The sequence below is a fragment of the Cryobacterium sp. Y62 genome, assembly GCF_002929785.1.
GTDB lineage: Bacteria > Actinomycetota > Actinomycetes > Actinomycetales > Microbacteriaceae > Cryobacterium.
The window spans coordinates 13,272-39,040 of sequence record NZ_PJJK01000088.1 but is presented as its reverse complement, the minus strand read 5'-3'; the positions used below and the strand labels follow the sequence as shown (position 1 = coordinate 39,040).

Annotated in this window: 23 protein-coding genes and 1 pseudogene; 12 read left to right on the top strand and 12 right to left on the bottom strand. The window is 64.6% G+C overall.

Annotation, left to right across the window (positions count from 1 at the left end):
* The first annotated feature begins 313 nt into the window (after positions 1 to 313).
* Positions 314 to 448, top strand: coding sequence for a hypothetical protein (locus CXY71_RS22330; protein WP_255411354.1), 135 nt, complete (start codon positions 314 to 316; stop codon positions 446 to 448).
* 282 nt (positions 449 to 730) lie between these two features.
* On the opposite strand, the pseudogene CXY71_RS22560 reads toward CXY71_RS22330, so the two are convergent.
* From CXY71_RS22560 to CXY71_RS04800, 3 genes and pseudogenes are all read right to left on the bottom strand, one after another.
* Positions 731 to 847, bottom strand: a pseudogene (locus CXY71_RS22560) (RES domain-containing protein); the annotation flags it as partial.
* A gap of 86 nt (positions 848 to 933) precedes the next feature.
* The gene (locus CXY71_RS04805; RefSeq protein ID WP_104134547.1) at positions 934 to 1,332 is read right to left on the bottom strand and encodes a hypothetical protein; all 399 of its coding nucleotides are present in this window, start codon (positions 1,330 to 1,332) and stop codon (positions 934 to 936) included.
* Positions 1,333 to 1,693: 361 nt separating this feature from the next.
* Positions 1,694 to 3,175: a leucine-rich repeat protein gene (locus CXY71_RS04800; RefSeq protein ID WP_158252978.1), complete on the bottom strand. Its 1,482-nt coding sequence runs from the start codon at positions 3,173 to 3,175 to the stop codon at positions 1,694 to 1,696.
* A 303-nt stretch (positions 3,176 to 3,478) separates the two neighbouring features.
* Between CXY71_RS04800 and CXY71_RS04795 the strand changes: the two genes are divergently transcribed.
* The 5 genes from CXY71_RS04795 to CXY71_RS04775 all read left to right on the top strand — a co-directional run bounded on the left by CXY71_RS04795 (position 3,479) and on the right by CXY71_RS04775 (position 8,222).
* Positions 3,479 to 3,868 (top strand): VOC family protein, encoded by a 390-nt coding sequence (locus CXY71_RS04795; protein WP_104134545.1) that lies wholly within the window; start codon positions 3,479 to 3,481, stop codon positions 3,866 to 3,868.
* 234 nt (positions 3,869 to 4,102) lie between these two features.
* On the top strand, positions 4,103 to 4,978 hold the full coding sequence (locus tag CXY71_RS04790; RefSeq protein ID WP_104134544.1) for an ADP/ATP-dependent (S)-NAD(P)H-hydrate dehydratase: 876 nt from the start codon (positions 4,103 to 4,105) through the stop codon (positions 4,976 to 4,978).
* A gap of 189 nt (positions 4,979 to 5,167) precedes the next feature.
* Positions 5,168 to 6,475: a hypothetical protein gene (locus tag CXY71_RS04785; protein ID WP_233204409.1), complete on the top strand. Its 1,308-nt coding sequence runs from the start codon at positions 5,168 to 5,170 to the stop codon at positions 6,473 to 6,475.
* 10 nt (positions 6,476 to 6,485) lie between these two features.
* Positions 6,486 to 6,788, top strand: a complete 303-nt coding sequence (locus CXY71_RS04780) for a thiamine-binding protein (RefSeq protein ID WP_104134542.1) — start codon at positions 6,486 to 6,488, stop codon at positions 6,786 to 6,788.
* A gap of 156 nt (positions 6,789 to 6,944) precedes the next feature.
* Positions 6,945 to 8,222 carry an MFS transporter gene (locus CXY71_RS04775; protein ID WP_104134541.1) on the top strand — a complete coding sequence of 426 codons (1,278 nt, stop codon included), beginning with the start codon at positions 6,945 to 6,947 and terminating at the stop codon, positions 8,220 to 8,222.
* A gap of 98 nt (positions 8,223 to 8,320) precedes the next feature.
* On the opposite strand, the gene CXY71_RS04770 is transcribed toward CXY71_RS04775, so the two are convergent.
* From CXY71_RS04770 to CXY71_RS04745, 6 genes are all read right to left on the bottom strand, one after another.
* Positions 8,321 to 8,977 (bottom strand): response regulator transcription factor, encoded by a 657-nt coding sequence (locus CXY71_RS04770; RefSeq protein WP_104134540.1) that lies wholly within the window; start codon positions 8,975 to 8,977, stop codon positions 8,321 to 8,323.
* Positions 8,978 to 9,022: 45 nt separating this feature from the next.
* Positions 9,023 to 10,357, bottom strand: coding sequence for a hypothetical protein (locus CXY71_RS04765; RefSeq protein WP_104134539.1), 1,335 nt, complete (start codon positions 10,355 to 10,357; stop codon positions 9,023 to 9,025).
* Positions 10,354 to 11,523, bottom strand: a complete 1,170-nt coding sequence (locus CXY71_RS04760) for a sensor histidine kinase (protein WP_104134538.1) — start codon at positions 11,521 to 11,523, stop codon at positions 10,354 to 10,356. Before CXY71_RS04760 ends, CXY71_RS04765 begins: the two co-directional genes overlap by 4 nt.
* Before the next feature lie 72 nt (positions 11,524 to 11,595).
* Complete coding sequence (locus CXY71_RS04755; RefSeq protein ID WP_104134537.1) at positions 11,596 to 12,798, bottom strand: homoserine O-acetyltransferase; 1,203 nt, start codon at positions 12,796 to 12,798, stop codon at positions 11,596 to 11,598.
* Between the two features lie 73 nt (positions 12,799 to 12,871).
* Positions 12,872 to 14,203, bottom strand: a complete 1,332-nt coding sequence (locus tag CXY71_RS04750; protein ID WP_104134536.1) for a bifunctional o-acetylhomoserine/o-acetylserine sulfhydrylase — start codon at positions 14,201 to 14,203, stop codon at positions 12,872 to 12,874.
* A 112-nt stretch (positions 14,204 to 14,315) separates the two neighbouring features.
* Positions 14,316 to 15,416 (bottom strand): acyltransferase family protein, encoded by a 1,101-nt coding sequence (locus tag CXY71_RS04745; RefSeq protein WP_233198129.1) that lies wholly within the window; start codon positions 15,414 to 15,416, stop codon positions 14,316 to 14,318.
* 29 nt (positions 15,417 to 15,445) lie between these two features.
* Between CXY71_RS04745 and CXY71_RS04740 the strand changes: the two genes are divergently transcribed.
* Positions 15,446 to 16,225 (top strand): SDR family NAD(P)-dependent oxidoreductase, encoded by a 780-nt coding sequence (locus tag CXY71_RS04740; protein ID WP_199184212.1) that lies wholly within the window; start codon positions 15,446 to 15,448, stop codon positions 16,223 to 16,225.
* A gap of 248 nt (positions 16,226 to 16,473) precedes the next feature.
* On the opposite strand, the gene CXY71_RS04735 is transcribed toward CXY71_RS04740, so the two are convergent.
* The 3 genes from CXY71_RS04735 to CXY71_RS04725 form a co-directional block, all read right to left on the bottom strand.
* Entirely contained in the window at positions 16,474 to 18,090 is a 1,617-nt protein-coding gene (locus CXY71_RS04735) for a cation acetate symporter (protein ID WP_104134533.1), read from the bottom strand.
* Positions 18,087 to 18,434, bottom strand: coding sequence for a DUF485 domain-containing protein (locus CXY71_RS04730; RefSeq protein ID WP_104134532.1), 348 nt, complete (start codon positions 18,432 to 18,434; stop codon positions 18,087 to 18,089). The genes CXY71_RS04735 and CXY71_RS04730 overlap by 4 nt, the downstream gene beginning before the upstream one ends.
* An 84-nt stretch (positions 18,435 to 18,518) precedes the next feature.
* The gene (locus CXY71_RS04725; protein ID WP_104134550.1) at positions 18,519 to 20,447 is read right to left on the bottom strand and encodes an AMP-binding protein; all 1,929 of its coding nucleotides are present in this window, start codon (positions 20,445 to 20,447) and stop codon (positions 18,519 to 18,521) included.
* 88 nt (positions 20,448 to 20,535) lie between these two features.
* Between CXY71_RS04725 and CXY71_RS04720 the strand changes: the two genes are divergently transcribed.
* From CXY71_RS04720 to CXY71_RS04700, 5 genes are all read left to right on the top strand, one after another.
* Positions 20,536 to 21,234 carry a GntR family transcriptional regulator gene (locus CXY71_RS04720; protein ID WP_368665857.1) on the top strand — a complete coding sequence of 233 codons (699 nt, stop codon included), beginning with the start codon at positions 20,536 to 20,538 and terminating at the stop codon, positions 21,232 to 21,234.
* A 28-nt stretch (positions 21,235 to 21,262) separates the two neighbouring features.
* Complete coding sequence (locus CXY71_RS04715; protein WP_104134530.1) at positions 21,263 to 22,801, top strand: MmgE/PrpD family protein; 1,539 nt, start codon at positions 21,263 to 21,265, stop codon at positions 22,799 to 22,801.
* On the top strand, positions 22,801 to 23,718 hold the full coding sequence (prpB, locus tag CXY71_RS04710) for a methylisocitrate lyase (protein ID WP_104134529.1): 918 nt from the start codon (positions 22,801 to 22,803) through the stop codon (positions 23,716 to 23,718). The genes CXY71_RS04715 and prpB overlap by 1 nt, the downstream gene beginning before the upstream one ends.
* An 11-nt stretch (positions 23,719 to 23,729) precedes the next feature.
* The gene (locus tag CXY71_RS04705) at positions 23,730 to 24,869 is read left to right on the top strand and encodes a bifunctional 2-methylcitrate synthase/citrate synthase (protein ID WP_104134528.1); all 1,140 of its coding nucleotides are present in this window, start codon (positions 23,730 to 23,732) and stop codon (positions 24,867 to 24,869) included.
* A 188-nt stretch (positions 24,870 to 25,057) separates the two neighbouring features.
* Positions 25,058 to 25,765 (top strand): Type 1 glutamine amidotransferase-like domain-containing protein, encoded by a 708-nt coding sequence (locus tag CXY71_RS04700; RefSeq protein WP_104134527.1) that lies wholly within the window; start codon positions 25,058 to 25,060, stop codon positions 25,763 to 25,765.
* Positions 25,766 to 25,769 lie beyond the last annotated feature (4 nt).

Sequence of the window (25,769 nt, the reverse complement as noted above, 5' to 3'; positions counted from 1 at the left end):
CGACCACCGGTGGGCGTCGTCGTCACAGGGTTTCGGCACACGCCGAATCTTGACCCTACTTCGGGTGCTACCCATTTGCCCTCAGTGGATGGTACTGGGATTTCGTTGCGAACTACTGGGTTGGGTTTTCAGTTGCGGCGCGCGCTTTTTTGCTCCCGGAGGGATCTCGATCGCTCGCAAGCTCGCGTCTCGATCGGCGAGCGCTTCGCCCCCCATAAGTTCACGGCAGCGGGTTCACCCCGGCCTTCACTAAGAACAGTGCGAGCTGTAGACGGAGGAAGTGGCCCACGGCTACGCCTACGAATGCGCCTGCGTGAGCACACTCTGCGCGAAGTACTTTCGCGCCACGTTCGAGGAGCTCGTCGCCGAAGCGGGAGCGGAACTCGACACCGTCGACCAGGTCGTCATTGGTGATGTCGCGGAGCTCATAGAGCCAGCGGGCAACTGATCGGGTGAGGGCTCGGGCGCTGCTGTTCTTGAGAGGGGCGGCGTCGAGATCCAGAGGCGACAGGGCGGATTTCGTTAACGAGAATTCTGCCCGGATAGCGGCGATGCTGGACGAGTGCGTAACGAAGCAATAGTGGCCACTCTGATCTGCACTTCCAGCGATGCGCTCCTCAAGCAGCCCATGTCCGACCGTTCCGGCGGGCGCGTCGGGATACAACGCAATCTGCGCATCCGGATCGTCGATCTCGTCGAGCTCACTAACGGTAGTCGGATCCGAGCGGAATTAGGTGAGTACCTCCAGGAGGCAGGCCAGCAGGGTCTCGCCGGTGTAGAGCGTGCGAAAGTCGGCCAATTGGTCGTCCCACCGACCGTTGAAGCGCCCCTCATCGGTAGCGTGAGCCCAGTCGGTCCACGCCTATGGGTCTGGCTTGAAGCCGATACGCCACACCCGACCAGGGTTGGTCAGAATCTTTATGGCGGGCGGGGTCATCCGATGAACGCGAATGCCTTGGCGGCAGCCATCACTTCCTGGCCCACTTCGTCGGGGGCGCCCTCGCGGAGCATGCGTGCCGGAGATACATCATTCAGCGTGGGATTCATCCCCTTGAACCAGGACTGCACGGTGACTGCCTCATTGCGCTCTCGCAGGAGGAGCGCGATTTGAAACGCCAGCCGAAGACGGTCAGCGTCGGTGGCGCCGGGTCCGCGAACTCCGGAAGCCCAGTCAGTAACAGGCCGCGTCGATTTCACATTGCCGATGTACGCAACGAGGCGCACGCCCAGGATGTCGCGCAGCTTCACGACTAGCTCAGGCAGGGTGGATCTAACCGCTTCTTCGTATGCGCGAAGGCCCGGCTTCTGGGCGGTTACAATCGGGGTTGCCATGCAGTCAGTCTAACCTCGAAGTACGAAATCACTGATCTTTTAACGCGAGTTATCGCACAGCTAATCGCACCCAATCTCGGCATCGACGTCTGTCATTTTCCGAGAATATCAGAGTGGATGCCGCAGCTCCGACGATGCCGCCGCCTACCGCTGGTCGCGGCGCAAGGCCCCTCCGCTGGTCAAGGCGCGAGGCACGGGCGATCGACCAGCCAATAACCATTACAGAGACCTGTCAACTCTGGGATCTCGATCGCTCGCAAGCTCGCGCCTCGATCGGCGAGTGGCCCGAGCGTGCCGAGTACGCACAAGACGGCCGCCACCCGCGTGATTCGCGTGGTGACGGCCGTCTCAAGTGGATGCCTTACGCAACATTCCGACGTCGGGCGGCGACGAGCGCGGCTCCGGCTATGAGCAGCAGTAGGGCGGCGAAGCCGAGGGGCGCGGCCGTGAATCCGGTTGTCGCGAGTGCCGTGGTGGCGGAAGCGGCGGTGACGGTCGTGGCGGCATTCGCTGCGGTGTAAGAGAGGTAGGTGACCGTCCCGGTTGCGCTGACCGTGAGGTAGGCGACGCGAGAGATGACCGAGCCGTCAGCGGCTGTGCCCGTCAGGGTTACGGTGTGCTGTCCGGCCGCCAGTCCGGTCGGCAGAATCGCGCTAGCGGTGAACGCTCCGGAGGCGTCGATCGTTCCGCCAGCGAGCAGTACCGGGGTGGAGCGCAGAATGACGGTGTAGTCCGAGCCGACGGCCAGTCCGGCGCCCGACACGGTTACCGGAGCGCCGGCGACGACGTCGCCAACGGCCAGGCCAAGGTCAAGCGACAGGGTCGGCGACGAAGGCGCAACCACATCAGTCAGGGGCCACTTCGCGAACACGGTCACATCGTCGGTCGGGGCGACCGAAAAATCAAACGCCGTCGTGAAGTCTGCCGTGGTGAACCAGCCATCGAAGTCTGCGTCCGTCGGCTCAGGATCGACGGCCAGGTCGCCGGCCACCAAGCGCTGTTCAGCAATCGGGTCGTGCCCGGTGACGTCAAACGACACGATCGGGTCGATCACAGTGGTGTAGCCCATCCATGTCGGCGTCGTAAACCCTCCGTCAACGCCGAACTTCGACAGGTAGTGCACCTTCAAGCCCTCGGTGGTGCCCAGCGACGGATTGCCGTTGTCAGTGCCAAAAAGTGTCGGCGCTGCGCCAGCGAAAGTCACCGCTACGACGTGGCCATCCCAGAAGATGTTCTCGCCGATAGTCTCCACCGAGGCTGGAATGGTGATCGCCGTCATCGGGTTGCTGTCGAAGGCCCAAGCGGCAATTTCGATGAGCCCCTCATGCAGGGTGATCGTGCTCAGACCATTCCCAGTGAAAGCTTCTGACCCGATGAATGTCACGGACGCTGGAATGTCGATTGACGAAAACTCACCGCTGTTGCTGAACGCGTAGGCGTCGATGGTCGTCACGAACGCCGGAATGATGATCCCGGTCAAGGAATTCTCCTCGAATGCCCCCTCGCCAATGGTGACCACGTTCTGGCCAATGGTGACCTCGGTGAGGGCCATCCGGTCAAAGGCATGGTCCTTGATGGCGGTGACCGTGTACGTCGTGCCTGTTTCTTCGACCGTGTCGGGAATCACAACGATCTTTTCCGACCCGGTGTAGTCAATGGCGGTAATCGTTAGGTCGTCAGCGCTTGCACCGTAGACGATGCCGTTTGCGGCGGTGAATCCCGTCGTTGCGGCCTGCGCCGGAGCGGCGATCAGCGCGACCGAGCTGGCCACGAGCAGGCCGACAACGGATGCCGCCACCACCCGCTTCGATACCCCTTGCGAAAAAGAAAAAGCTACAGACACTGCGACCTCCAAGTAGGGGACCATGCCGACTCGACCACCAGTGGGCATCGTCGTCACAGGGTTTCGGCGCACGCCGACTTTTGACCCTACTTCGGGTGCCACCCACTTGCCCACTTTTGCACTACTGGGATTTCTGTTGTGGCACTACTCTGATGGATTATTATATTTTGTGCACCTGATCAGCGGATGCGCCCGCCCGAGGCGCGAGGCCCGCGCTGGTCGAGGCGCGAGGTATGAGCGATCGAACTGTGACGGAGGGATCTCGATCGCTCGCAAGCTCGCGCCTCGATCGGCGAGCCACTCGTGCCTCGCCAAGGCGCCGACACGGCCGTGGTCGGAATGGAATCCGATGAGGAACGCGTGGAGGGGCTGCTCTACCGCACCCCGAAAGGCGCCGTCATCATGATGTACGAAACCGAAAATGCCGGTACCGCGGCGAACACCGCGATCGGTTTCGACACCGACGATATCGAAGCCGAGGTCGTCGTGCTGCGCGGTCGGGGCGTCACCGCCGAGGAATTCTATTTTCCGGGATTGAAGACCGAGAACGGCATCGCGACGACCAACGAAGATCGTGCGGCTTGGTTCAAGGACACCGAGGGCAATATCCTCTGGGTGTCGCAGACCGTCTCTTGCGGTAGCCACCCGCGTCGGGAGCGCGAGGACTCCGCGAATTCAACCGTCCAAGACTGACCTGGCCGTGACCTGAATCAGCCGTGGCGCGGCCACACGAGCGGATGACCGCGCCCGATCTGGGTGAGCGCTACGCCGGTTACCGTAGCGCGTGCCCGTTTCGGGCGCGCTGGCGAAGAATCGACCGGCCATGGAGTCCCCGGCCGCCCCACCGACCAGATGTGCTGGGAAGGCAACTGCTCGCCGCATCCGCTGATGTGATTGTGCTAAACCAAAACGACCTATCGTTGGTGCATGGTGAAACCGCGCGGCTGGCTCGAATGGGAGGCCGAACAGGCCCGCGACTGGATCTATCGGCCCCAGGCCGGTGACGATAAGTACTCGCGCGGCGTTCTCGGCGTGCGCACCGGCTCCAAGGACTACCCGGGAGCCGCGGTGCTCGGCGTCGATGCGGCCGTGCGCACCGGCCTCGGTATGGTGCGCTACCTCGGACCGCGCCGCGCCCAAGACCTCGTGCTCGCGCGCCGCCCCGAGATCGTGACCGTGCCCGGTCGGGTCCAGGCGTGGCTGCTCGGCTCCGGCATTAACGCGTCAACGAGAACGGATGCCGTCACCACCGCCCTCGAACAAGCCCTCGCCGAGGGCTTGCCCACCGTGATCGATGCTGGCGCCCTCGACCTGGTGTCGCGCGCGATCGGGCCGACCGTGATCACCCCGCACGCCGGCGAACTGGCGGCGATGCTCGCGGACGAGGCCAAGCCGGGCTCGGCCTCGCAGATCGCTGCCAATCCGGGGGAGTGGGCCATTCGCGCCGCGCGACTGTTCGACGTGACGGTGCTGCTGAAGGGCGCCGTCACCCACATTGCCTCTCCGGCGGGCGCCCGTCTGACCGTGTCGACCGGGCCGGCCTGGCTCGCCACGGCCGGGTCCGGTGACGTGCTCGGCGGAATTCTCGGGGCGCTGCTGGCGACCCATTTTGACCAACTCGAAGCGGATGCCGCCTCCCTCGCTCCGCTCGCCGCCACCGCAGCGCTCCTGCACGCGGAAGCCGCGAACCTAGCCTCCGCCGGGGGTCCGATTGCAGCCCTCGACGTGGCCGACGCCGTGCCGCGGGCCGTCGCAGCCTTTCTCGACTCCGGCATCGCGCCAGGGGCTCGCTCCACCTCATAGCGCTGGCGCAGCGCGCTACGACCGAGGTGCCCGCGCGGCGACCGAGCCGCTTGCTGCGACGACCATGCCGCGGGTTGGCGACCACTCCGCAGACTGAACGCGGCGCGCCAGAGGCGAAGGCGGGCGACAAACTCCTCGGTAGGCGGCCCGCGCGGCGCGGCGCGCCCTCCGGCTGTGCAAAGGTAAAGCGTGCGAATTTACGACGAGCCCCACAGGGCAACCGACGCGTGGCCTGCGTGGCCGGTGCTGCGGCATTCGCTCGCCGCGCTGTGGTCGACGTTCGTGCTCGTGCATCTACTGCTGATCACTCTGGCCTTGTTCGGGCCGGGGTATCCGCTCGGTGATGTCGAAGTGGTCTACCGGCGCTGGGCCGAGAACGCCATGGCCGGCAATATCGCAGGCATCACTGAGAATTTCGTCTACCCGCTGCTTGCGCTCGTACCCATCGTCGGCGCGCTCGCCCTCGACGGCCCGGCCTATCTCGGTACCTGGTTCGTACTCGCGACCGGAATGAACGCCGGAGCATTTTTCGTGCTCGTGCGCTCGCATCGGCCCGCGGCGTGGTGGTGGCTCATCTTTCTGGCCCTGCTCGGCCCCATTGCGCTCCTGCGCATCGATGCGGTCACGGTGCCGCTCGGCATCGTCGCCCTGCTGTGGCTGCGACGCCGTCCGCTCTGGGGCACCGTGCTGCTGACCATTGCGACCTGGATCAAGATCTGGCCGGTTGCCGCCCTCGCCGCCCTATTCGTGGCGTCCAAACTGCGTTGGCGGATGCTCGGGGTTGCGGCCGTCGTTACTGCGGCGGTCGTCGCCGTGGCCGGGGCGCTCAGCCTCAGCCGAGGCAGTAGCCTCCACGTGCTGAGTTTCGTGGGCGAGCAGGCGGGTCGGGGGATCCAGATCGAATCGCCCATCGCTGTGCAGTGGCTGTGGCAGGCCGTACTCAATGTGCCCGGCAGCTTCATCTACTACGACCAGCAAATTCTCACCTTTCAGGTCGCCGGCGCTGGCACCGCCGCCGCAAGCGCCGCGATGACTCCGCTGCTCGCGCTCGCCGCCGCCACAGTGTTGCTGCTGGGAGTGCGGGCCCAACGCCGGGGAGTCGGCTGGTTGGCGGTCTTTCCGCCGCTGACCCTCGCCCTCACCGTGACCCTCATCGCTGTCAATAAGGTGGGGTCGCCGCAGTTCATCAGTTGGCTTGCCGCACCGATCATTCTCGGGCTCGTGCTGAACGAGCGCGGCTGGCGCACGGCGGCGCTGCTCGGGCTCGCGCTCGCCGCCCTCACCCAGCTGGTGTACCCGTACCTGTACGACTGGCTGCTGGTGGCCCATCCCCTCATGATTCTCGTGCTGACCATGCGCAACCTGCTCGAATTCGTGCTGCTCGGCTGGGCGCTCTTCACGCTGCACCGGCTGGGCAGGTCAGGCCAGCCCGCTCGCGACCGTTTCACCGAGAGACCACTCACCGAGAAATCACTCACCAAGAAATCACTCACCTAGGGAGCCCATCATGCTCGTAGCATTCTCTGTCGCACCGTCCGTCGCCGCCGACTCGCAGGGGTCCGTGCACGATGCGGTTGCCGCCGCAGTGCGCATCGTCCGCGAATCTGGACTGCCCAATCACACCGACTCCATGTTCACCACCATCGAGGGTGACTGGGATGAAGTTTTCGCCGTGATCAAGGCAGCGACCGAGGCGGTGGGCGCCTTCGGCCCGCGCGTTTCCCTCGTGCTGAAGGCAGACATCCGCCCCGGCCACGCCGGCGAACTGACCGGCAAAGTCGAGCGTCTGGAGACCGCTCTTAATGCCTGATCCGCACGCAAGGTGCCGTTAGCCCGCTCGATCACACTCGAGGTGGCATCTCGTGCGCACGACGGGGTAGGGACACCTGTGAGAGTCACGCCACCAGCGATATCCTCGTGAGACCGGAATCACCCGTGCGAGCGGGCCGGGGCTTAGGCTTGTTGCATGCCCCTCACTCCTGACGGGTCGACGCAGCTGTCGTCGACCCGTATTCGTTTTGCCTTGCTCGCCCTTGCCCTGGGCGGGTTCGGCATCGGCGCGACCGAATTCGTTGCCATGGGTCTGCTGCCGAACCTGGCCGCCGACCTACTGCCAGGTCTCTATGCCGCGGCGCCGGATGCCGCCAACGCACAGGTCGGCTGGCTGATTTCGGCTTACGCCCTCGGAGTCGTCGTCGGAGCGCCTACGATCGCGACCGCTGCGGCCCGCTGGCCGCGCAAACAACTACTGTTGGCCCTGCTGACCGCGTTCACGCTCGGCACGATCGCCTCGGCCCTGCTGCCGACCTTTGAGACCGTTCTAGTTGCCCGCTTCGTAGCCGGGCTGCCGCACGGTGCCTACTTCGGCATCGCCTCGCTTGTCGCCGCCCGCCTGATGGGTCCGGGTAAACGGGCGCGTGGCATCGCCATCGTGCTCTCCGGTCTGACCATCTCCAACGTCATCGGGGTGCCCACGATCACCTGGATCGGTCAGGTGAGCGGATGGCGTATCGCCTACCTCGTCGTCGCCGCGATCTTCGCGCTCACCTTCGTGGCCGTCGCCATGTTCGTGCCGTTCCAGGCTGGCAACCCCAAGGCCACCATGCGCGCCGAGCTGCGAGCATTCAGCCAATTGCAGGTCTGGATCACGCTCTCGATCGGTGCGATCGGCTTCGGCGGCCTGTTCGCGGTCTACACCTATGTCGCCCCGCTGGTGATCGAAATCACCGGGCTCACTGCCGCAACGGTACCGCTCATTCTCGTTGTTGTCGGCCTCGGCATGACGGCCGGCAACTTCGCCGGGGGAGCGCTGGCCGACTGGAGCGTGCGCCGCACCATGTACATCTCGTTCGGCGTGCTCATCGCGGCGCTCGTCACACTCGGCCTGTCGGCGCAGTCGCTCGTCGGTTTGGTGATCGGCATGTTCTTTATCGGTGCAGCGGCATCCGCTCTCTCGCCGACCATTCAAGCCCGACTGATGGACGTCGCGCGCGAAAGCCAGTCGCTCGCGGCGGCTCTCAACCATTCCTCGCTCAACGTCGGTAACGCCCTCGGCGCGGCCCTCGGTGGCGTGGCTATCGCCGCTGGACTCGGCTACCTCGCCCCGGTCTGGATCGGCGTTGCCCTGAGCGCGCTCGGCGTGCTGCTGACCCTGCTCACCTTCATCATCGACCGTCGGCGCCGCTTGCGCGGCCAGCACGTGCCCTACGGCACGCAGCTGATCCCCGTCGTTCGCAAGGGCTAATGTCGGCGCGTGCCCGTCGGCATCCACTTAATCGAAGCCGCGTTAACGAACGAACCGGCCCGCATTACGAAAAATGGGGCCGGTCGGCAACACGAAGGTCAGTCCGTTTGCAGCAGGATGCCGTCGTGGATGGCGCGTTTGCGCAGCGCGACCTTGGTACCCACGTCGTATCCGGCTAAGCGGTACTTCTCGCGAATGCGCTTCAGGTAGCTCTTGGCGGTCTCCTCGGAGATGCCGAGTTGGTAGGCGACGGCCTTCACCGGCTCACCAGCGCCGTAGAGCGCCATGACGCGGCGTTCCTGGGCGCTGAGGCGGGGACCTTCGACGTTCTCAGTCGAGTTGAGCGCGTAGTCGAGCTCCGCGGAGATGTAGGACTTGCCGTTGTAAGCGGCACGAATGGCATCGACAATCATGCTCGCTTCCTCGCTCTTCACGAGGTAGCCAAGGGCGCCGGCGGCGAGGGCTTCGCGCACGAGAGCCGGCTCGGAGTAGGTGCTCATGAGCACCGTCTTCACTCCGGTCGTCTTGAGCGTAGAAATCTTCAGGGACACCGGAATGTTGTCCTTGAGATCGAGGTCGAGCAGCACGACGTCCACCGGAAACTCGCGGTGGGTCAGCAACTCGGGCCAGGTCGTCACCGCCGCGACCATCTCGATGTCGTCAGCGGCGCTTCGAATCCACTCGGTGAGCGCCCCCAAGAGCATCCTGTGGTCGTCGACAAGGGCCAAGCGGATGGGACGGGGTGTCGTCGTCATGTGTTGCCTCCTACTGTGTGCACCTTATCGTCTATATCCCTAATACTAGGCATCAGCTGGATTGTCCACACTGCACTCGATGTCTACGCGTAAGCTTCCGGCCCGATTGGAGTCCACGTGTGGACCAAGCGCAGAAATCGCCTGCCAGGTTTCGGGATCGACACGCCGCCGCGATACCCCAGTTGTGGTTAATTTCATCGGAAAACGCACCTGGTGATGCAGCCCCACCCCATGTGTGGGGGCAATCGGTCCGAACCGCAGTGAAACGGATGCCCCCGATCGCTGGGTATCCCCGATCAGCAGCCAAATCGTCAGGAGCAGCCCTTCGCGTTGGGTCGGCGACAACAGCCCGGCGAGCCCGGTCGGGTCGCTCAGGGCAACGACGGGGCCTAGAAACTCACTCTCCGTGATCGCGTGGTGCAGCCAGGTTTCGGTGCGGCCCTCGATCAGGTGCAGGCGCAACTGGGTGGCGAGCGACGCAGCGGTTGTGGCCGTCGACGCGGCCAACGGAAGCGCTGTCCGTCCCTGGGCCACATCGTCGAGCAGGGTCTCCGCATCGAGGTCGAGCCGGGCCAGCTGCTCCGAGGCGAGCATGCCGACCGCAAATCGCGGCTGGGACACGGTGCTCTGCACGAGCACGAGGTCGAGCTCGCGCTGAACCATGCGCCGAAACGCTTGCACAATGCTCGCGCCGACCACCGGTGGTACCACCGCAAGGGCGACCCCGAGAATATCTGGTCCCAGCGTCAGCACGTCGCTGCGGGCTTCGAACAGGGTCGCAGCGCCCATGAAGACACCGAGGGCGAGCGCTGCCAGGGTGATATCGCGAGATTCCCTCAGGGTCGCAATCGTCAGCAGAAAGGCGCCAACGGCTGGGGCAGCGGTGGGAAAGGCCGCCGTTCCCGGAATTCCGATGGATCCGGCCAGGTCGAGGGCGACCACGATCGCGCAGAGGCCGAGGGCGAGTAGAAACAGCCACATGGGCATGCGTGAGGAGAGCTCGTGGACTGCCAGGTTCACCCCGACCGCGATTGCGGCTAGTAACAGCCAGGCCACAATACTCAGTGTGGGCGTGGGGGCCTGGCCCCACTCGACCACTAGCCGCGCAATCAGAAAAACGGCGATGACGGCCCCACTGATGCTCATCCCGATACCGAGGTGGCGGGCGCCCAAACCGTTTTGATCAGAACCGAAAACGGTGAAATGACCGTCACCACGCAGGCTCGATCGCGGAAACCGCAGCGGCGACAGCGCAGCCCTGGTCGTCTGGCCAGCGGATGATGTCGGCCAGCTTCGCTCGTCCGGCCCGCCCAGCAGGCGCGCACCCACACCGCGCGTGCGAACGGTATCAATGGGTGCTGTGTCGCTCAGTGGACTCATTTGGGAACCTCAAGAACAACCGTCGTTCCGGCACCCGGCGAGGAAAACAGACGAGCGTTGCCCCCCGCGTCACGCAGCCGGGCAACGACCGATTCGGCGACGCCGAGCCGTTCCGATCCGACCTGTCCAAGGTCGAAGCCGACCCCGGTGTCGGTGACCATCGCGCGAATGGTGGCGTCGTCATCCGTTATCGTCACGTCGGCATGGTCGACCCCGGAGTGGCGGCGCACGTTTTCGAGACACTCAGAGAGGGCGAGCAGAAAAGAATCGAGCACGTTGCTGGGCAACTGCACCTGCCCACTGCCGTGCCAGTTGACGGTCAGACCGATCCGCTCGAAGCGCCGACGCACTGCGTCGAGCGTGTCGCCGAGGGTCAGCAGCGAGGCTGGTTCGAGGGTATACCCGCCGGAACGGCTCGGCATCGGCAGGCCGCCGAGCCGCAATTGACGCAGTAGTCGGGCGTCGTCGCCGGCCTGTTTCTGCAGGGCCGCTGGGCTCACTCCGACCCCGGAATGGGCCAGCAGGGTCAGTGTCGCGAGTACGGTGTCGTGCAGCAACCGGGCGTCCTGTCGGCGTTGCGCCTCGAGCTCGCTGGCGTGCCGTTCGGCGCGGTAGGCACGCCCGATCGCGGCGATGCGGTGCATCACCCGAGGGACGCTCTGCGCGATCCACCAGGAAGCCAAAGTGAAGGAAAACCACATGGCCACCGTCAGGGTGAGCAGGATGACGCGGTCGGGGGCGCCTACCGTGACGACGGCAACGGTCGCGACGGTCAGCACGAAGAAGGAGCCGAGCATCAGCAGCCGACGCGCGCTCGTGATCAGTACCGCCGCGATCGCGCACATCGGCGCGGTCGCCACCATGCCGATCACGCTTTCCTCGATCAGGTTGGGAGGAACTCCGGGGTGGCTCGCGAAACCCACGATCAGGATCGTTCCTTCCCCGCAGAGCACAATGAGCACCGCCCAGCGCAGGGCGCCCGTGCTGCCGAGCAGGTACTGCGCGGCTGCGAGCAGCAGGATGAGCGCCACCGCCGCAATGCGCGCGTCCCCGGCAACGCCACCGGGTACGAACAAGCATGCCAGCGTCGTGGCCGAGCCGGTCAACCCGGCCGCCTGCACCGCTCTGCGAAGGAGCCGGTCGCGCTCCTTGATAATGCGTTGCATGGGTGCCTGTCTGGTGAGAGATGAACATGTCTATCTGCACCATACCGGGCGGGACCCAGAGACAGTTTTTCCCTAGTCCAACAGCCGCCGTATTTGGGCGCCGATCGCTTCGTTCTCAATGAGGAAGCCATCGTGACCATACCCGGATTCCAGTACCACAGCGGTGGGGCCATCGATATTGTTCGGCAGGTGCGCGGCGATGGTGCGTTGGCCATCGACCGGAAACAGCCGGTCACTGTCGATACCGACGACAACGGACCGGGCGGTAACCCGGCTAAGGGCGGTCGCCACACCGCCGCGGCCGCGGCCTACGTCGTGGGAATTCATGGCTTCGACCAGCACGATGTAGCTGTTGGCATCGAAGCGCCTGGTGAATTTATTCCCGTGAAAGTCGAGATACGATTCTACGGCGAAGCGGCCGTTGGCGCCGAGCGGACTAATACCGCTCTGCCAGCCACGGTCGAAGCGTGCGTTGAGTTCGGCTGGGCTGCGGTAGTTCAACAGGGCCATACGGCGGGCGAGGGCCAGCCCGCGCGTCGGTCCGTCACCATCTGCTTCATCGTAGTAATCACCGCCCCGAAATGCCGGGTCGGTACGAATCGCCTCGATCTGCACCGAGTTGAGGGCGATCTGATCGGCCGTGGTGATCGGCGGCGCGGCCAAAAGGATCAGACGCTCGACCCGCTCGGGGGTGGTGATCGCCCATTCCAGGGCGTGCATGCCGCCCATTGACCCGCCGATGACGGCCGCCCAGCGGCCGATGCCGAGCTGGTCGCTGAAAACGCGCTGCGCGCTGACCTGGTCGCGAATGGTGAGATAGGGAAAACGGATGCCCCACTCGAGACCGTCCGGAGCCAGCGAAGCCGGCCCGGTGCTGCCCTGGCAGCCGCCGAGCATGTTCGGCGCCACGACGAACCACCGGTCGGTGTCGATGGCGAGGCCTGGTCCGACGATGCCGTCCCACCAGCCGCCGGTCTCCTGGCCGGGACCGGGGGCGCCGGCCAGGTGGCTGTCGCCGGTGAGCGCGTGCAGCACGAGCACGGCATTGTCGCCGGCCGGATTGAGGGTGCCCCAAGTCTCGTAGGCGAGACGTACCCGGGGGAGGCTGCCGCCGGCCTCGAAAGTCAGCCGGCCGAGATTGGCGAACTGTCGGTTGCCCACCGGGTCACCGTCGCGCCAGGCGCCGGTCGCCGGAGGCTTGCCACGTACCGAGCGCGCCTGGGCTTCGGTGATAAAGCTCGACGGGACCGTGTCTGCTGATGATTGCCATTCCATACCCGTCCATTCTGTCGGTCGAATGGACGGCCCGGGCGCATGTTACGTTGTGCGCCCGGGCGAAGGAAGCGGGTCAGGCGTCGGCGCGGTCGCGCTTGACGACGGCGCGAGCGGCGGCGAGGCCGGCCTCGAGGTCGGCTTTCAGATCGACGACGTTCTCGATGCCGACCGAGAGCCGCACCAGGCCCGGCGTGACGCCGGCTGTGAGCTGCTGCTCCGGGCTCAGTTGGGAGTGCGTGGTTGAGGCCGGGTGAATGACCAGAGAACGCACGTCGCCGATGTTGGCGAGATGGCTGAACAGGCTCAGGCTGTCGACGAGGGCCCGGCCGGCTGCGACTCCGCCCTTGAGCTCGAACGACAGCACCGCTCCGACGCCGAGCGGCGCGAACTTGTTGGCGGCCGCGTACCACGGGCTCGAGGGGAGTCCGGCGTAGTTCACCGAGGCGATGTCGTCGTGGTTGTCGAGCCACTCGGCGATTTCCTGGGCATTCTGCACGTGGCGTTCGATTCGCAGGCTGAGCGTCTCTATGCCCTGGATCAGCTGCCAGGCGCTCGCCGGGGCGATGGCGCTTCCAAGGTCACGCAGCAGCTGCACGCGGGCCTTGATGACGTAGGCAATGCCATCGCCGACCGCGTTGGTGTAGCTCGCGCCGTGGTACGAGGGGTCGGGTTCGGTCAGGCCGGGGAACTTCTCTACGTTCTTCGACCACTCGAACTTGCCACCGTCGACGAGCACCCCGCCGATGATGGCGCCGTGGCCGCCGAGAAACTTCGTCGCCGAGTGCACGATGATGTCGGCGCCGTGCTCGAACGGGCGAATCAGGTATGGCGTCGCGATCGTGTTGTCGACGATCAGCGGGATGCCGGCGGCGTGGGCGATATCGGCAACCAGCGTGATGTCAAGCACGTTGATGCGCGGGTTGCCGATGGTTTCGGCGAAGAACAGCTTGGTGTTCGGGCGAACCGCGCGCTGCCACTCTGCCGCGTCATCCTGGTCTTCGACGAAGGTGGTTTCGATGCCGAGCTTAGCCAGGGTGTACTTGAACAGGTTGTAAGTGCCACCGTAGATCGAGCTCGACGAGACGATGTGGTCGCCGGCCTGGGCGATGTTCAACACCGCAAAAGTGGATGCCGACTGGCCGGAGGACAACAGTAGCGCTGCTGTGCCTCCCTCGAGTGCGGCGACGCGCTCCTCGACGACGGCCTGGGTAGGGTTCTGGATGCGGGTGTAGATGTTGCCGAATTCGGCCAGCGCGAACAGGTTCTGGGCGTGCTCGGCACTGTTGAAGACATACGAGGTGGTCTGGTAGATCGGCGTCGCCCGAGCGTTGGTGGTCGGGTCCGGGTGCGCTCCGGTGTGAACCTGCTTGGTCTCAAACTTCCACGATGAAGAATTGTCGGTCACGATGGCCTCCGGATCACTCGGCGCGGACTGTCCGGCGCTCTGGCCCGATCATAAGGAGGCCCGCATGGCCGTGCAACAGGCAGCGAAACACAACGTCATGTTGTGCGGGCGGCTACTTGCGATCGAGCTGCGGCAGCACGATCGTTCCGGTCGGTGTGGCCGCCGTCGACCGGAACAGCCACCGCGCCCTCGGCTCAACCAGGGGCCGAAACAGCCGTCGTACGACGGACATCGACAGCACGATTGAGATGGCGATGCTCAGCGCGAGCATGCCCGGCAATACCCAACCCGGCTGTGGGCCATCGAGCACACCCATCTCGCGCAGCGGGTACAGCACCACTGTGTGGAGTAGGTAGACATACATCGTCGCCGCGCCTCCCGCGGTGAACCAGGTCGTGCGCCGCGGAATCAGCAGGAGAAACGCCACGATGAGTGCGAAAGCGAGCAGCATGACGGCCAAACGGATTCCGCCGGCCCAAAACTCGGAATACTCAAACGTCGCGTACGCCTCGTCGTAGAGCAGAAAGCGGCGCACTTGCAGGGTGCGCAGCGTGTCGATGTTGAGCCCGATCAGCAGATAGAGCAGGGCGAACAGCCCGAGTGCCCCGGTTCGCCAGCGCCAGACCAGGCCAGCACGGAGCTCGAGCCAGTTGTCGGTCAACAGCCATTGGCGCAGCTTCCAGCCGAACACGAAAAACGGCAGCAGCCCGAGGGTGCGGGAGAGGGTGAACGTTCCGTCGATATTCGGCAGGTAGCCGGCCCCGATCGAGATGATGATGCTGATGAGGAGGGGATAGCGCAGCACCACGAGGTAGGGCAGGGCAATGCGCCAGACCAGCAGCGCAAGCAGAAACCATAGGGTCCAGCTCGCGGTGGAATAGTCCAGCACGAACTTGCCGCCGAGAATCCAGCGAAGCACCGTCCAGATCGTCTCGAAGATGACGTACGGAAAAATGATGTCGGTGAGTAGCCGGTGCATCTGGCGCGCGTCGGGCGAGCCCGACTTGGCGAAATACCCGCTGACGGCCACGAAAACCGGCACGTGGAAGGCGTAGATGAACAGGTATAGCGCGTACGCGACATCCGCTTCGCCGATGAGTTTGAGGATCGCGTGGCCCATCACCACGAGGGTGACCGCGATCCAGCGCGCGTTGTCCCAGAGGGGAACGCGACGCTTCTGCGGGTGAGTAGTGGCGGTGCCCAATGCGCTCATTGAACCCATTCTCCCGCCACAATGGAGAAATGAGTACTCGAAGAGTGGTTGTGACCGGAGCAAGTTCGGGAATCGGAGCGGCGACCGTGCGCCTGTTCCGGGAGCACGAGTGGAATGTGGTGGGTGTCGCACGGCGTGCTGACCGCCTGGCTGCGCTGCAGACCGAGACAGGAGCGGATGCCTTCACCGCGGACCTGACGATGCAAACGGATGTCGACGCCCTGCGTGACTACCTCGCCGCCAGCGGCCCGGTGCACGCCCTCGTCAACAACGCCGGCGGCGCCAAGGGACTCGACACGGTCGAGGCCGGCAGCATCGAAGACTGGGCCTGGATGTTCGAGATCAACGTGCTTGCCGTCAAACGGGTCACCACGGCCATCCTGCCGCTGCTGCGCGCCGGTATCGACTCCGGGGCGGGGTCGGCCGATATCGTCACCGTCACCTCAATTGCCGGGCACGTTGCCTATCTCGGCGGCGGCGGCTACAACGCGGCCAAGTTCGCCGCGCACGCGATGACCGAAGTGTTGCGTCTCGAGCTCTCCGGCGAGCCGATTCGGGTCATCGAGATCGCACCGGGCATGGTCAAAACGGATGAGTTCGGTCTGGTTCGCTTCAACGGTGACGCCGACAAGGCATTCGCGGCCTACGACAACGTGCCAGATCCGCTGTCGGCGGAGGACATCGCGGAGACCATCGTGTCGAGCGTTGAGCGCCCGGCGCACGTGAACCTCGACCTGATCGTGATCAAGCCGGTCGCCCAGGCGGCACCGACCCGCATCGCCCGTGGCCCGCTCAAAGTACGCGAGTAGTCCAGTCGGGCCGGCTCGCCAGAGCGTTCCAGCCACACGGGAATTACGCCAATTCGCGGAACTTGCGCCGGTGCGCGGGAGTCCGATAACCAGCCAACGCGAGCGGGCCTGCGGCCCGCACCATCCGCTGATCGAGCCCGCCGAGATCGACAGCGTACAAAGGGACAGCTCCGACGGAAGGTGAGCACAGCAATACGGGCCGGACAGGATACGAATCCTGGCCGGCCCGTTCGTGTCACTGCGTGCGGTTAGTGCTCCACGGCCTTCTCGGCGCCGTGACCGGTGAGCGAACGCACCGACATTTCGGCGGCGAGCTTCGGGCTCTCCTTGACGGTGCTGGTGACCGATCCGAGCCAGCCCAGGAAGAACCCGAGCGGAATCGAGATGATGCCCGGGTTGCTCAGCGGGAAGATCGCGAAGTCGACGCCTGCACCGAACATCGAGGTGTCCGTGCCCGAGAACACCGGTGAGAAGACGATCAGGAGCACGGCTGACAACAGTCCGCCGTACATGCTCCAGACCGCGCCGCGAGTGGTGAAGCCACGCCAGAACAGGGAGTAGAGAATGGTCGGCAGGTTGGCGCTCGCCGCGACGGCGAAGGCCAGTGCTACCAGGAAGGCGATGTTCTGGCCCTGCACCCCGATGCCGCCGGCGATGGCGAGAACACCGATCACGATGACGGTACGACGTGCGACCTTGACCTCGTCGTCGGGGTTTCCCTTCCCCTTTTTGATGACGGAACCGTAGATGTCGTGTGCGAAGCTCGTTGCCGCCGTGATGGTGATTCCGGCCACCACGGCCAGGATCGTCGCGAAGGCGATGGCTGAGATGAAGCCGAGCAGCAGCGGACCGCCGAGTTCGAGCGCGAGCAGCGGGGCTGCCGAGTTCACTCCGCCGGGGGCGGCGAGTACCCGGTCTGCACCGACGAGCCAGGCCGCGCCGAAGCCGAGCACGAGAGTGAAGATGTAGAACGCACCGATGAGCCAGATCGCCCAGACGACCGAGCGGCGAGCTTCTTTTGCGGTGGGAACCGTGTAGAAGCGCATGAGCACGTGGGGCAGGCCGGCGGTTCCGAGTACCAGGGCGAGGGCGAGAGAAATGAAGTCGAGCGGGTTAGCGCCATACTTTAGTCCCGGTGCGAGGATTTCGGCGCCGAAGGCCGATTCGGCAACCGCGCTGTCGAGCAGTGAAGACAGGTTGAAGCCGTTGAGGGCGAGAACCCAGATGCTCATGGCGAGCGCACCAATGATGAGCAGGAACGCCTTGACGATCTGCACCCAGGTGGTGCCCTTCATTCCGCCGACCAGCACGTAGACAATCATCAGAGCGCCGACGACGGTGACGACGATCGACTGGCCGAGCTTGTCGTTGATGCCGAGGAGCAGCGAGACGAGTCCGCCGGCTCCGGCCATCTGGGCGAGCAGGTAGAAGAAGCAGACGGCCAGGGTGGTTGTGGCCGCTGCCACGCGCACGGGGCCCTGCCTCAACCGGAAGGACAGCACATCGGCCATGGTGAATTTGCCGGTGTTGCGCATGAGCTCTGCAACGAGCAGCAGGGCCACGAGCCAGGCGACGAGGAATCCGATCGAGTACATGAACCCGTCGTAACCACTGATCGCGATGGCGCCGACGATGCCCAGGAACGACGCCGCCGAGAGGTAGTCGCCGGCGATGGCGAAGCCGTTCTGCGGTCCGGTGAACGAGCGGCCACCGGTGTAGTAGTCGGCGGCGGACTTGTTGTTGCGGCCCGAACGAATCACGATGATGAGGGTCACCGCGACGAACGCCAGAAAGATCGAGATGTTCAAGACCGGGTTGTTCTGATCGGTTTCGACCGTGGTGGCCAGGAGGTGCAGTGCGTTCATCGCTGTTCCATCCGCTCGAGTTCAAGGCGAAGTTCTTCAGTGCGGGTGTCGATCTTGCGGTTGGCAAAGGTCACGTAGGTCATCGTGATGGCGAAGGTCGTGACGAACTGACCCAGGCCGAGGAGCAGCCCGATGTTGATGCTGCCGAAGACCGGCGTCGCCATAAAGTCATGCAGGTAGGCGGCCGCGAGCACGTAGGCGATGTACCAGACAAAAAAGAAGATTGCCATTGGTACGACGAACCTGTTGCGGGCGCGCTTCAAGGCGAGAAAACGGGGGGTTTTTTCAAATGCCTCGTAGTCGATGATGGACTTCGGTGGGGCGTCTTTCACTGCTTCACTCATGGGGCCTCCTTGCCTCGGGAACGAAAAATAGGGGTTTCGGGAAAAATTTGGGGTGCACGGTGGGCATTAGTCTCGATCGGTGGTTTACAAGACGGATGCTGTCAGCGCTTGCTTGAGATCGTCGAGAACGGTGGGGTCTTCTATGGTGGGGGGAACGGAATATTCTTCACCGTCGACGATCTGTCGAATGGTCTTACGAAGAATCTTGCCCGACCGCGTTTTGGGCAGTCGGTCGAGTATGGTGACGTCGCGAAACGCTGCGACGGGGCCGATGTGCTCCCGAACCAGGGCGACGAGTTGGGCGGTAAGGGTGTCGTGGTCGAACGTAATCCCTGCCTTGAGGGTGACGAATCCGGCGGCGCGCTGGCCCTTGACGGCATCGTGTACCCCGAGCACTGCGCACTCGGCGACGGCAGGGTGCAGGGCGAGGACCTCTTCGAGCGACCCGGTGGAGAGTCGGTGTCCGGCCACGTTGATCACATCGTCGGTGCGGCCCATCACGAACAGGTAGCCGTCGGCGTCGAAATGGCCGGAGTCGCCGGTGGCGTAGTAGCCAGGGAAGGCGGTGAGGTACGAACTCGCAAACCGTTCGGCGCTGCCCCAGACGCCTTGCAAAGTTCCCGGAGGTAGCGGAAGCCGAATGGCGATGTTGCCGTCCTCGCCGATCTTGTCGATTGGCCGGCCCCTGGAATCCAGGATGGCGATGTCGTACCCGGGCACCGGAACGGTGGCCGAACCCGGCTTGGTCGGCAATTCTTCAATGCCGAGCAGGTTGGCGCAGATCGCCCACCCGGTCTCGGTCTGCCACCAGTGGTCGATGACCGGGCAGTGCAGTCCGTCGTTGGCCCAGTGGAAGGTTTCGGGGTCGAGCCGTTCGCCGGCCAGAAATAGGCTGGTCAGGCTCGACACGTCGTGGTTCTTCAGCTCGAGCAGGTCGGGGTCGACGCGACGGATGGCCCGAATGGCGGTCGGTGCGGTGAGCAGAACCTTCACTTTGTAGTCGTCGACCACGCGCCAGAAGGCGCCGGCATCCGGTGTGCCGATCGGCTTGCCCTCATAGATGACCGTGGTCGCGCCCGCCAGGAGCGGCGCGTAGACGATGTAGGAGTGTCCGACGACCCAGCCGACGTCGGACGCGGCCCAGTAGACGTCGCCCGGTCCCACATCGTAGATGTTGCGCATCGACCAATTCAGGGCGACGGCGTGGCCGCCGTTATCGCGGATGATGCCCTTGGGCTTACCGGTCGTACCGGAAGTGTAGAGGATGTACAGCGGGTCCTCGGAGCGCAGGGCTACCGGATCGGCCGGCGCGGCCTTGGCCTCTTCGTCTGCCCAGTCGAGCCAGGCGGCATCCGTTTCTGAACGGTTCTGGTAGTCAGCAGCGGAACCGGGGATGCTGTCCCGATCGCGCACAATCACGGTGTGCACCGAACCTTGGCTCAGAGCGATGGCCTTGTCGACGAGTGGCAGGTATTCGACCGCGCGGCCAGGCTCCAGGCCGCCGGATGCTGTGACAATGACACTCGGGCGGGCATCGTCAATGCGCACGGCCAGTTCGGTTGCGGCGAAACCACCGAACACTACTGAGTGCACCGCGCCGATGCGGGCGCAGGCGAGCATGGCGACAACGGCCTCGGGAATCATCGGCAGGTAGATGACGACGCGGTCGCCGGCGCCAACGCCGTTGGCGCGGAGCACGCCGTCGAACCTGGCGACGCGGCCGAGCAGTTCGAGGTAGCTGAGCTTGACCCGGGTGCCGGTCATGGCAGAGTCATAGATCAGCGCGGTGTGGGCGCCGCGGCCGGCCAGCACGTGACGGTCGAGTGCGTTGTAGCTGGTATTGAGCGTGCCGCCGGGAAACCAGCTGCCGGTCGCTGGGCCGTCGGGAGCGAGCGCCAGACGGGGCTGCGTGATCCAATCGATGCCCTCGGCCGCCTCAAGCCAGAAGGCTTCCGTCGACGAAATGCTGCGTCGCCACGCCTCCCGGTAGCTTGCACCTGATTCGCCGTTCATGTCCACCTTCTTCATTGAAGACCTTCTGTATACAAAGAGTGGTTGAAGTATTGCATATAACCCGGCAATGTGGAATAGGATTGCGATTGTGTATACAGAAACCGCAATGTTGGGGTTGGACGTACCGCTCCGCGCCAGTGAACGGGCGTACCGTCAGCTGCGCGGGGAGATTCTCAACGGGCTCCTCGCTCCCGGCGCCGCCCTGCTCGAAGTCGAACAAGCCGAACGTATCGGCGTCTCGCGTACCCCGCTGCGTGAGGCTGTGGCCCGATTGATCGCCGACGGCCTTGTTGTCGGGCGGCGCGGGCGCGGCTTTGAGGTGACCGACATCTCCGTCGACAGCATCTTCGAACTCTATGAGTTGCGCCAGGCACTCGAGGTGCAGGCCATTCGTCTGGCGGCCACTCGCCGGGAGCCCACAGTGTTCATCGAACTGCGCAAGGCTTTCGTCAGCGCCCCGGAGCTTCTCGACCAAGGCGACGCCGGAGTGCACCGGTACTACTTGATGATCGACGAACTCGAAGATGCCGTCGATGCCGCCGTCGAAAACCCCTTCCTCGTCGGCGCCTTGCGCGCCGTGCGCACGCACTTGGCCCGAATCCGTCGCCTCGCTCGGAGAAATCCGCTGCGGCTCCGTGCCGCAGCGGCGGAGCATTTGCTGATTATCGACGCCATTATCGCCGGCGACCCATCGCTGGCGGCCCATGCCACCCATATTCATCTTCACCAGAGCCTTGTGAGCGTTCTCGCGGCGATTGATGAGGATTCAGCCGCAGTAGTCGAATAACGACTCCGGCCAACCAACGAAGGGATCCATCGTGCAGCTTCACCACGTTCGAGTTCACAAGAGCGACGAGAATCTGGCCCGCGAGGACCAGCTGGCCTGGAAGATCGCCGAGGTGGCCGCCGATCCAGCCCTCGTCTCCGAAGAGGTGACCGAGATGGTGATCAACCGGGTGATCGACAACGCCTCCGTGGCCGCGGCCAGCCTAACTCGTCATCCCGTGATCGCCGCTCGCTCGCAGGCCCTGGCTCACCCGCGTTCTAACGGTGGTGACGGAGCGACCGTGTTCGGCCTGGCACCCGCGCGCCGCGTCTCCCCGGAATGGGCGGCTTGGGCCAACGGAGTGGCCGTACGTGAACTCGACTATCACGACACCTTTCTCGCCGCCGAGTATTCGCACCCCGGTGACAATATCCCGCCGATTACGGCCGTCGCCCAGCACCTCGCGGCCTCCCGCGGCTTGACCGGCAACGACCTGATTCGCGGCATCGCCACTGGCTACGAGATTCAGATCGACCTGGTGAAGTCGATCAGCCTGCACACACACAAGATCGACCACGTTGCCCACCTCGGCCCGTCGGTTGCTGCCGGTATCGGAACTCTGCTCGGCCTCGACAAGGAAACCATCTTTCAGGCCGTTGGTCAGGCACTGCACACCACGACCGCGACCCGCCAGTCCCGCAAAGGCGAAATCTCCAGCTGGAAGGCGCACGCCCCAGCTTTCGCCGGCAAGATGGCCGTCGAAGCCGTCGACCGGGCTCTCCGCGGCGAGACCAGCCCTACTCCGATCTATGAGGGCGAAGACGGCGTCATCGCCTGGCTGCTCGACGGCCCGAACGGTTTCTACGACGTGCCACTGCCGAAAGCCGGCAGCATCAAGCGGGCCATCCTGGACAGCTATACCAAGGAGCACTCGGCCGAATACCAGGCGCAGGCCTGGATCGACCTCGCCCGCAAGCTGCACAACGAGCACCCCGAACTTCTCGTCGAGGGGGCGATCGCGAGCGTCGTGATACACACCAGCCACCACACGCACTACGTGATCGGCTCCGGCGCCAACGACCCGCAGAAATACGACCCCACCGCGAGCCGCGAGACGCTCGACCATTCCATTCCGTATATCTTCACGGTCGCTCTGCAGGACGGCACCTGGAACCACGTCGATTCCTACAGCCCGGAGCGCAGCCGGCGCCCAGACACCATTGCCCTGTGGCAGAGCGTCACGACCACCGAGGACCAGGAGTGGACGCGTCGGTACCACTCCCTCGACCCGGCCGAGAAGGCCTTCGGCGGTCGCGTTGAGATCGAACTGGCCAACGGCACTCGCATCGTGGACGAGATCGCTGTCGCTGATGCACATCCGCTCGGCGCTCGCCCCTTCGCTCGCGCGGAGTACATCAACAAGTTCCGCACGCTCGCCGCGCCGGTCATGGAGGCGTCGGAGATTGAACGCTTTCTCGCCCTGGCCCAGCGTCTGCCCGCGCTCGGCGCGGCTGAACTCGGCGGCCTGACCATCGTGGCCAAGCCGGGATTGCTTTCCTCCATTACCGCACCGATCGGAATCTTCTAATGCTGTACGCCGCCGCCGCCGCCGCCGACAAGCGCATTGCCCTGCGAGCCGGCCTGTCCAGCGGCAAGATTTTGCGCTTTCCGGGAGCGTTCAACCCGCTTTCGGCCAAACTCATCCAGCAGAAAGGGTTTGAGGGCGTATACATTTCGGGTGCGGTGCTCTCGGCCGATCTCGGCCTGCCCGACATCGGCCTGACCACCCTCACCGAGGTGGCTGGCCGGTCGCAGCAGATCGCTCGGATGACCGACCTGCCGGCCATCGTCGACGCCGATACCGGGTTTGGCGAGCCGATGAACGTGGCACGCACCATCCAAACCCTCGAAGACGCGGGACTTGCCGGCATGCACATCGAGGACCAGATCAACCCGAAACGTTGCGGCCACCTGGACGGCAAGCAGGTCGTGGATGCCGACACCGCGATCAAGCGCATCCGCGCCGCGGTCGATGCCCGCCGGGACCCGAACTTTCTCGTGATGGCGCGCACGGATATTCGTGCCGTTGATGGCTTGGATGCCGCTGTCACCCGGGCCAAGCAGCTGCAGGACGCCGGAGCCGACGCGATCTTCCCCGAGGCTATGGGCAGCCTGGCCGAGTTTGAGACGATCCGCGCGGCCGTCTCGGTGCCGATCCTGGCAAACATGACCGAATTCGGTAAGGGCGAGCTGTACACCGTGCAGCAGCTCGAAAACGTGGGGATGAACCTGGTGATCTTTCCGGTGTCGTTGCTGCGCCTCGCGATGGGGTCGGCGGCGCGCGGGCTCGATGCGATCGAGCAGACCGGCTCGCTCACCACGATGCTGCCCGAGATGCAGCACCGGGCTGACCTGTACGAGTTGCTCGACTACGCGTCGTATAGCCAGTTCGATTCGGGTATCTTCAATTTCACGCTGAACCCGCACATTTCGTCAAAGGTATAAAGGGGAGCACAATGTCTGACACGGAAACTCTCGCTCCACACGTCTATAAAGGCCTTACCGGCGTGGTCGTTGACACGACCGCGGTCTCCAAGGTCAACCCGGAGACCAACTCGCTGCTCTACCGGGGCTACCCGGTGCAGGAACTCGCGGCGAAGAAAAGCTTCGAGGAGGTCGCCTACCTGCTCTGGCACGGCGAACTGCCCGATGATCAGCAGCTCGCCGACTTCGAAGCGCTCGAGCGGTCGCTTCGCCACTTGAACCCGGTGGTCAAGCGCATCATCGACGAGCTGCCGCTGACCACGCACCCGATGGATGTCGTACGCACCGCAGTGAGCGTCATCGGCGCGAGTGATCCGGATGCCGAGAACCCGTCGCCGGAATTCGACCTGGCCAAGTCGATTCGGCTGTTCGCCCAGCTGCCCGCGATCGTTTCCTATGACCAACGGCGCCGACACGGACTCGATCTGGTCGAACCGCGCGACGACCTCGGCTACTCGGCGAACTTTCTGCACATGTCCTTCGGCGAGGTGCCGGAACTCGTCGTCGTCAACGCCTTCGACGTGTCGATGATTCTCTACGCCGAGCACTCCTTCAACGCGTCGACGTTCACCGCGCGGGTGATCACCTCGACCCTGTCCGACCTGTATTCGGCCGTGACCGGCGCGGTCGGAGCGCTCAAGGGAGCATTGCACGGCGGCGCGAATGAAGCCGTCATGCACACCTTCACCGAGATCGGCCTCGGTGCCGGCTCGGCCGCTCGGGCCGAACCGTGGCTCGCACAGGCGCTCGCCGAGAAGCGCAAGATCATGGGCTTCGGGCACCGCGTCTACAAGAGCGGCGACTCGCGGGTTCCGACCATGCGGGCGGCGCTCGTCACCCTGGTCGAGCATTACCAAAAGCCGGAACTGCTCGAACTCTACGAAGCCCTCGAGACGGCGATGACGACGCGCAAGGCGATTCTGCCCAACCTTGACTACCCCTCAGGCCCGGCTTATCACCTGATGGGGTTTGACACCCTCACCTTCACGCCGATCTTCGTCGCGGCACGCATCACCGGCTGGACCGCGCACATCATGGAACAGAAAAAGAGCAACGCACTGATTCGCCCGTTGTCGGCGTACAACGGGGTCGATCAGCGCCAGGTTCCGTAGCACTTTTTCTGCAAAGCGGATGCCGCGCTGCCGGCCGGCAGTGCGGCATCCGCTTTATTGTGGCTAACGCTTCGGTGCCAGCGTGAACACTGATTTCGTGCGCATTGTTTTCGTTAGCATTGTCGAATGACACTTGACGCGCCCCTCTCACGCAACCACACTGCCACGACCGAAACGAAGGTCACCGCGTGAGCGTGCACCTGGTCGGCGGCGGGGGAGATCCGGCGCACGACGCCTTGGTATTCGGAACGTTCCAGTCCGAGGTTGTGGCTCACGCCGCAAAGGCTAGCCGCGACGAACCAATCGTGGCGATCATCACGGTCGGACCGGGAGGCGCCCACGCCGAGGAACTGGCCGCCTCGCTCGGCGAGAGTGTGCAGACCCGCCGCACCGTGCTCGCGCCCGGCGATACCGCAGGCCTCACCGCTCTGGGCACGGTCGACGGTATTCTCATCGGCGGCGGCGTGACCCCCGATTACCTAGCCGCACTGCTCCCAATCGCCGGCGAGATTCGCCGCCAGGTGTCGGCCAGCGTTCCATATCTCGGCTTCTCGGCCGGTGCCATGATCGCCGCCGAACGCGCCCTGATCGGCGGCTGGCGCATCGGCGGGGTCGAGGTGACGCCCGAGCACGTTTCGGAGGGGCTCGACGAAATCACCCTGGCCCAGGGCATCGGACTGCTCGACGTCACGGTCGACGTGCACGCTGCCCAGTCCGGCAGCCTGTCCCGCCTGATCGCGGCGACCGAGGCCGGCCTGATTGACGGCGGCCTCGCCATCGACGAGAACACCGTGCTCGTGGTCGGCGAGGGCGCACTCCGCGTGCTCGGCGCTGGCAGCATCTGGAAGGTCAGCCAGGCCGATGGCGGCGTGCTCGTGAGCACCATCGGCGCTTGACGCG

Bases quoted from the DNA above. Each gene is read 5' to 3' on its own strand.
- CXY71_RS04775 (WP_104134541.1), top strand. From the start codon at position 6,945: ATGCCCCTCACTCCTGACGGGTCGACGCAGCTGTCGTCGACCCGTATT.
- CXY71_RS04805 (WP_104134547.1), bottom strand. From the start codon at position 1,332: ATGGCAACCCCGATTGTAACCGCCCAGAAGCCGGGCCTTCGCGCATAC.
- CXY71_RS04760 (WP_104134538.1), bottom strand. From the start codon at position 11,523: ATGCAACGCATTATCAAGGAGCGCGACCGGCTCCTTCGCAGAGCGGTG.
- CXY71_RS04725 (WP_104134550.1), bottom strand. From the start codon at position 20,447: ATGAACGGCGAATCAGGTGCAAGCTACCGGGAGGCGTGGCGACGCAGC.
- CXY71_RS04780 (WP_104134542.1), top strand. From the start codon at position 6,486: ATGCTCGTAGCATTCTCTGTCGCACCGTCCGTCGCCGCCGACTCGCAG.
- prpB (WP_104134529.1), top strand. From the start codon at position 22,801: ATGCTGTACGCCGCCGCCGCCGCCGCCGACAAGCGCATTGCCCTGCGA.
- CXY71_RS04770 (WP_104134540.1), bottom strand. From the start codon at position 8,977: ATGACGACGACACCCCGTCCCATCCGCTTGGCCCTTGTCGACGACCAC.
- CXY71_RS04790 (WP_104134544.1), top strand. From the start codon at position 4,103: ATGGTGAAACCGCGCGGCTGGCTCGAATGGGAGGCCGAACAGGCCCGC.
- CXY71_RS04755 (WP_104134537.1), bottom strand. From the start codon at position 12,798: ATGGAATGGCAATCATCAGCAGACACGGTCCCGTCGAGCTTTATCACC.
- CXY71_RS04735 (WP_104134533.1), bottom strand. From the start codon at position 18,090: ATGAACGCACTGCACCTCCTGGCCACCACGGTCGAAACCGATCAGAAC.
- CXY71_RS04740 (WP_199184212.1), top strand. From the start codon at position 15,446: ATGAGTACTCGAAGAGTGGTTGTGACCGGAGCAAGTTCGGGAATCGGA.
- CXY71_RS04765 (WP_104134539.1), bottom strand. From the start codon at position 10,357: ATGAGTCCACTGAGCGACACAGCACCCATTGATACCGTTCGCACGCGC.
- CXY71_RS04730 (WP_104134532.1), bottom strand. From the start codon at position 18,434: ATGAGTGAAGCAGTGAAAGACGCCCCACCGAAGTCCATCATCGACTAC.
- CXY71_RS04745 (WP_233198129.1), bottom strand. From the start codon at position 15,416: ATGAGCGCATTGGGCACCGCCACTACTCACCCGCAGAAGCGTCGCGTT.
- CXY71_RS04705 (WP_104134528.1), top strand. From the start codon at position 23,730: ATGTCTGACACGGAAACTCTCGCTCCACACGTCTATAAAGGCCTTACC.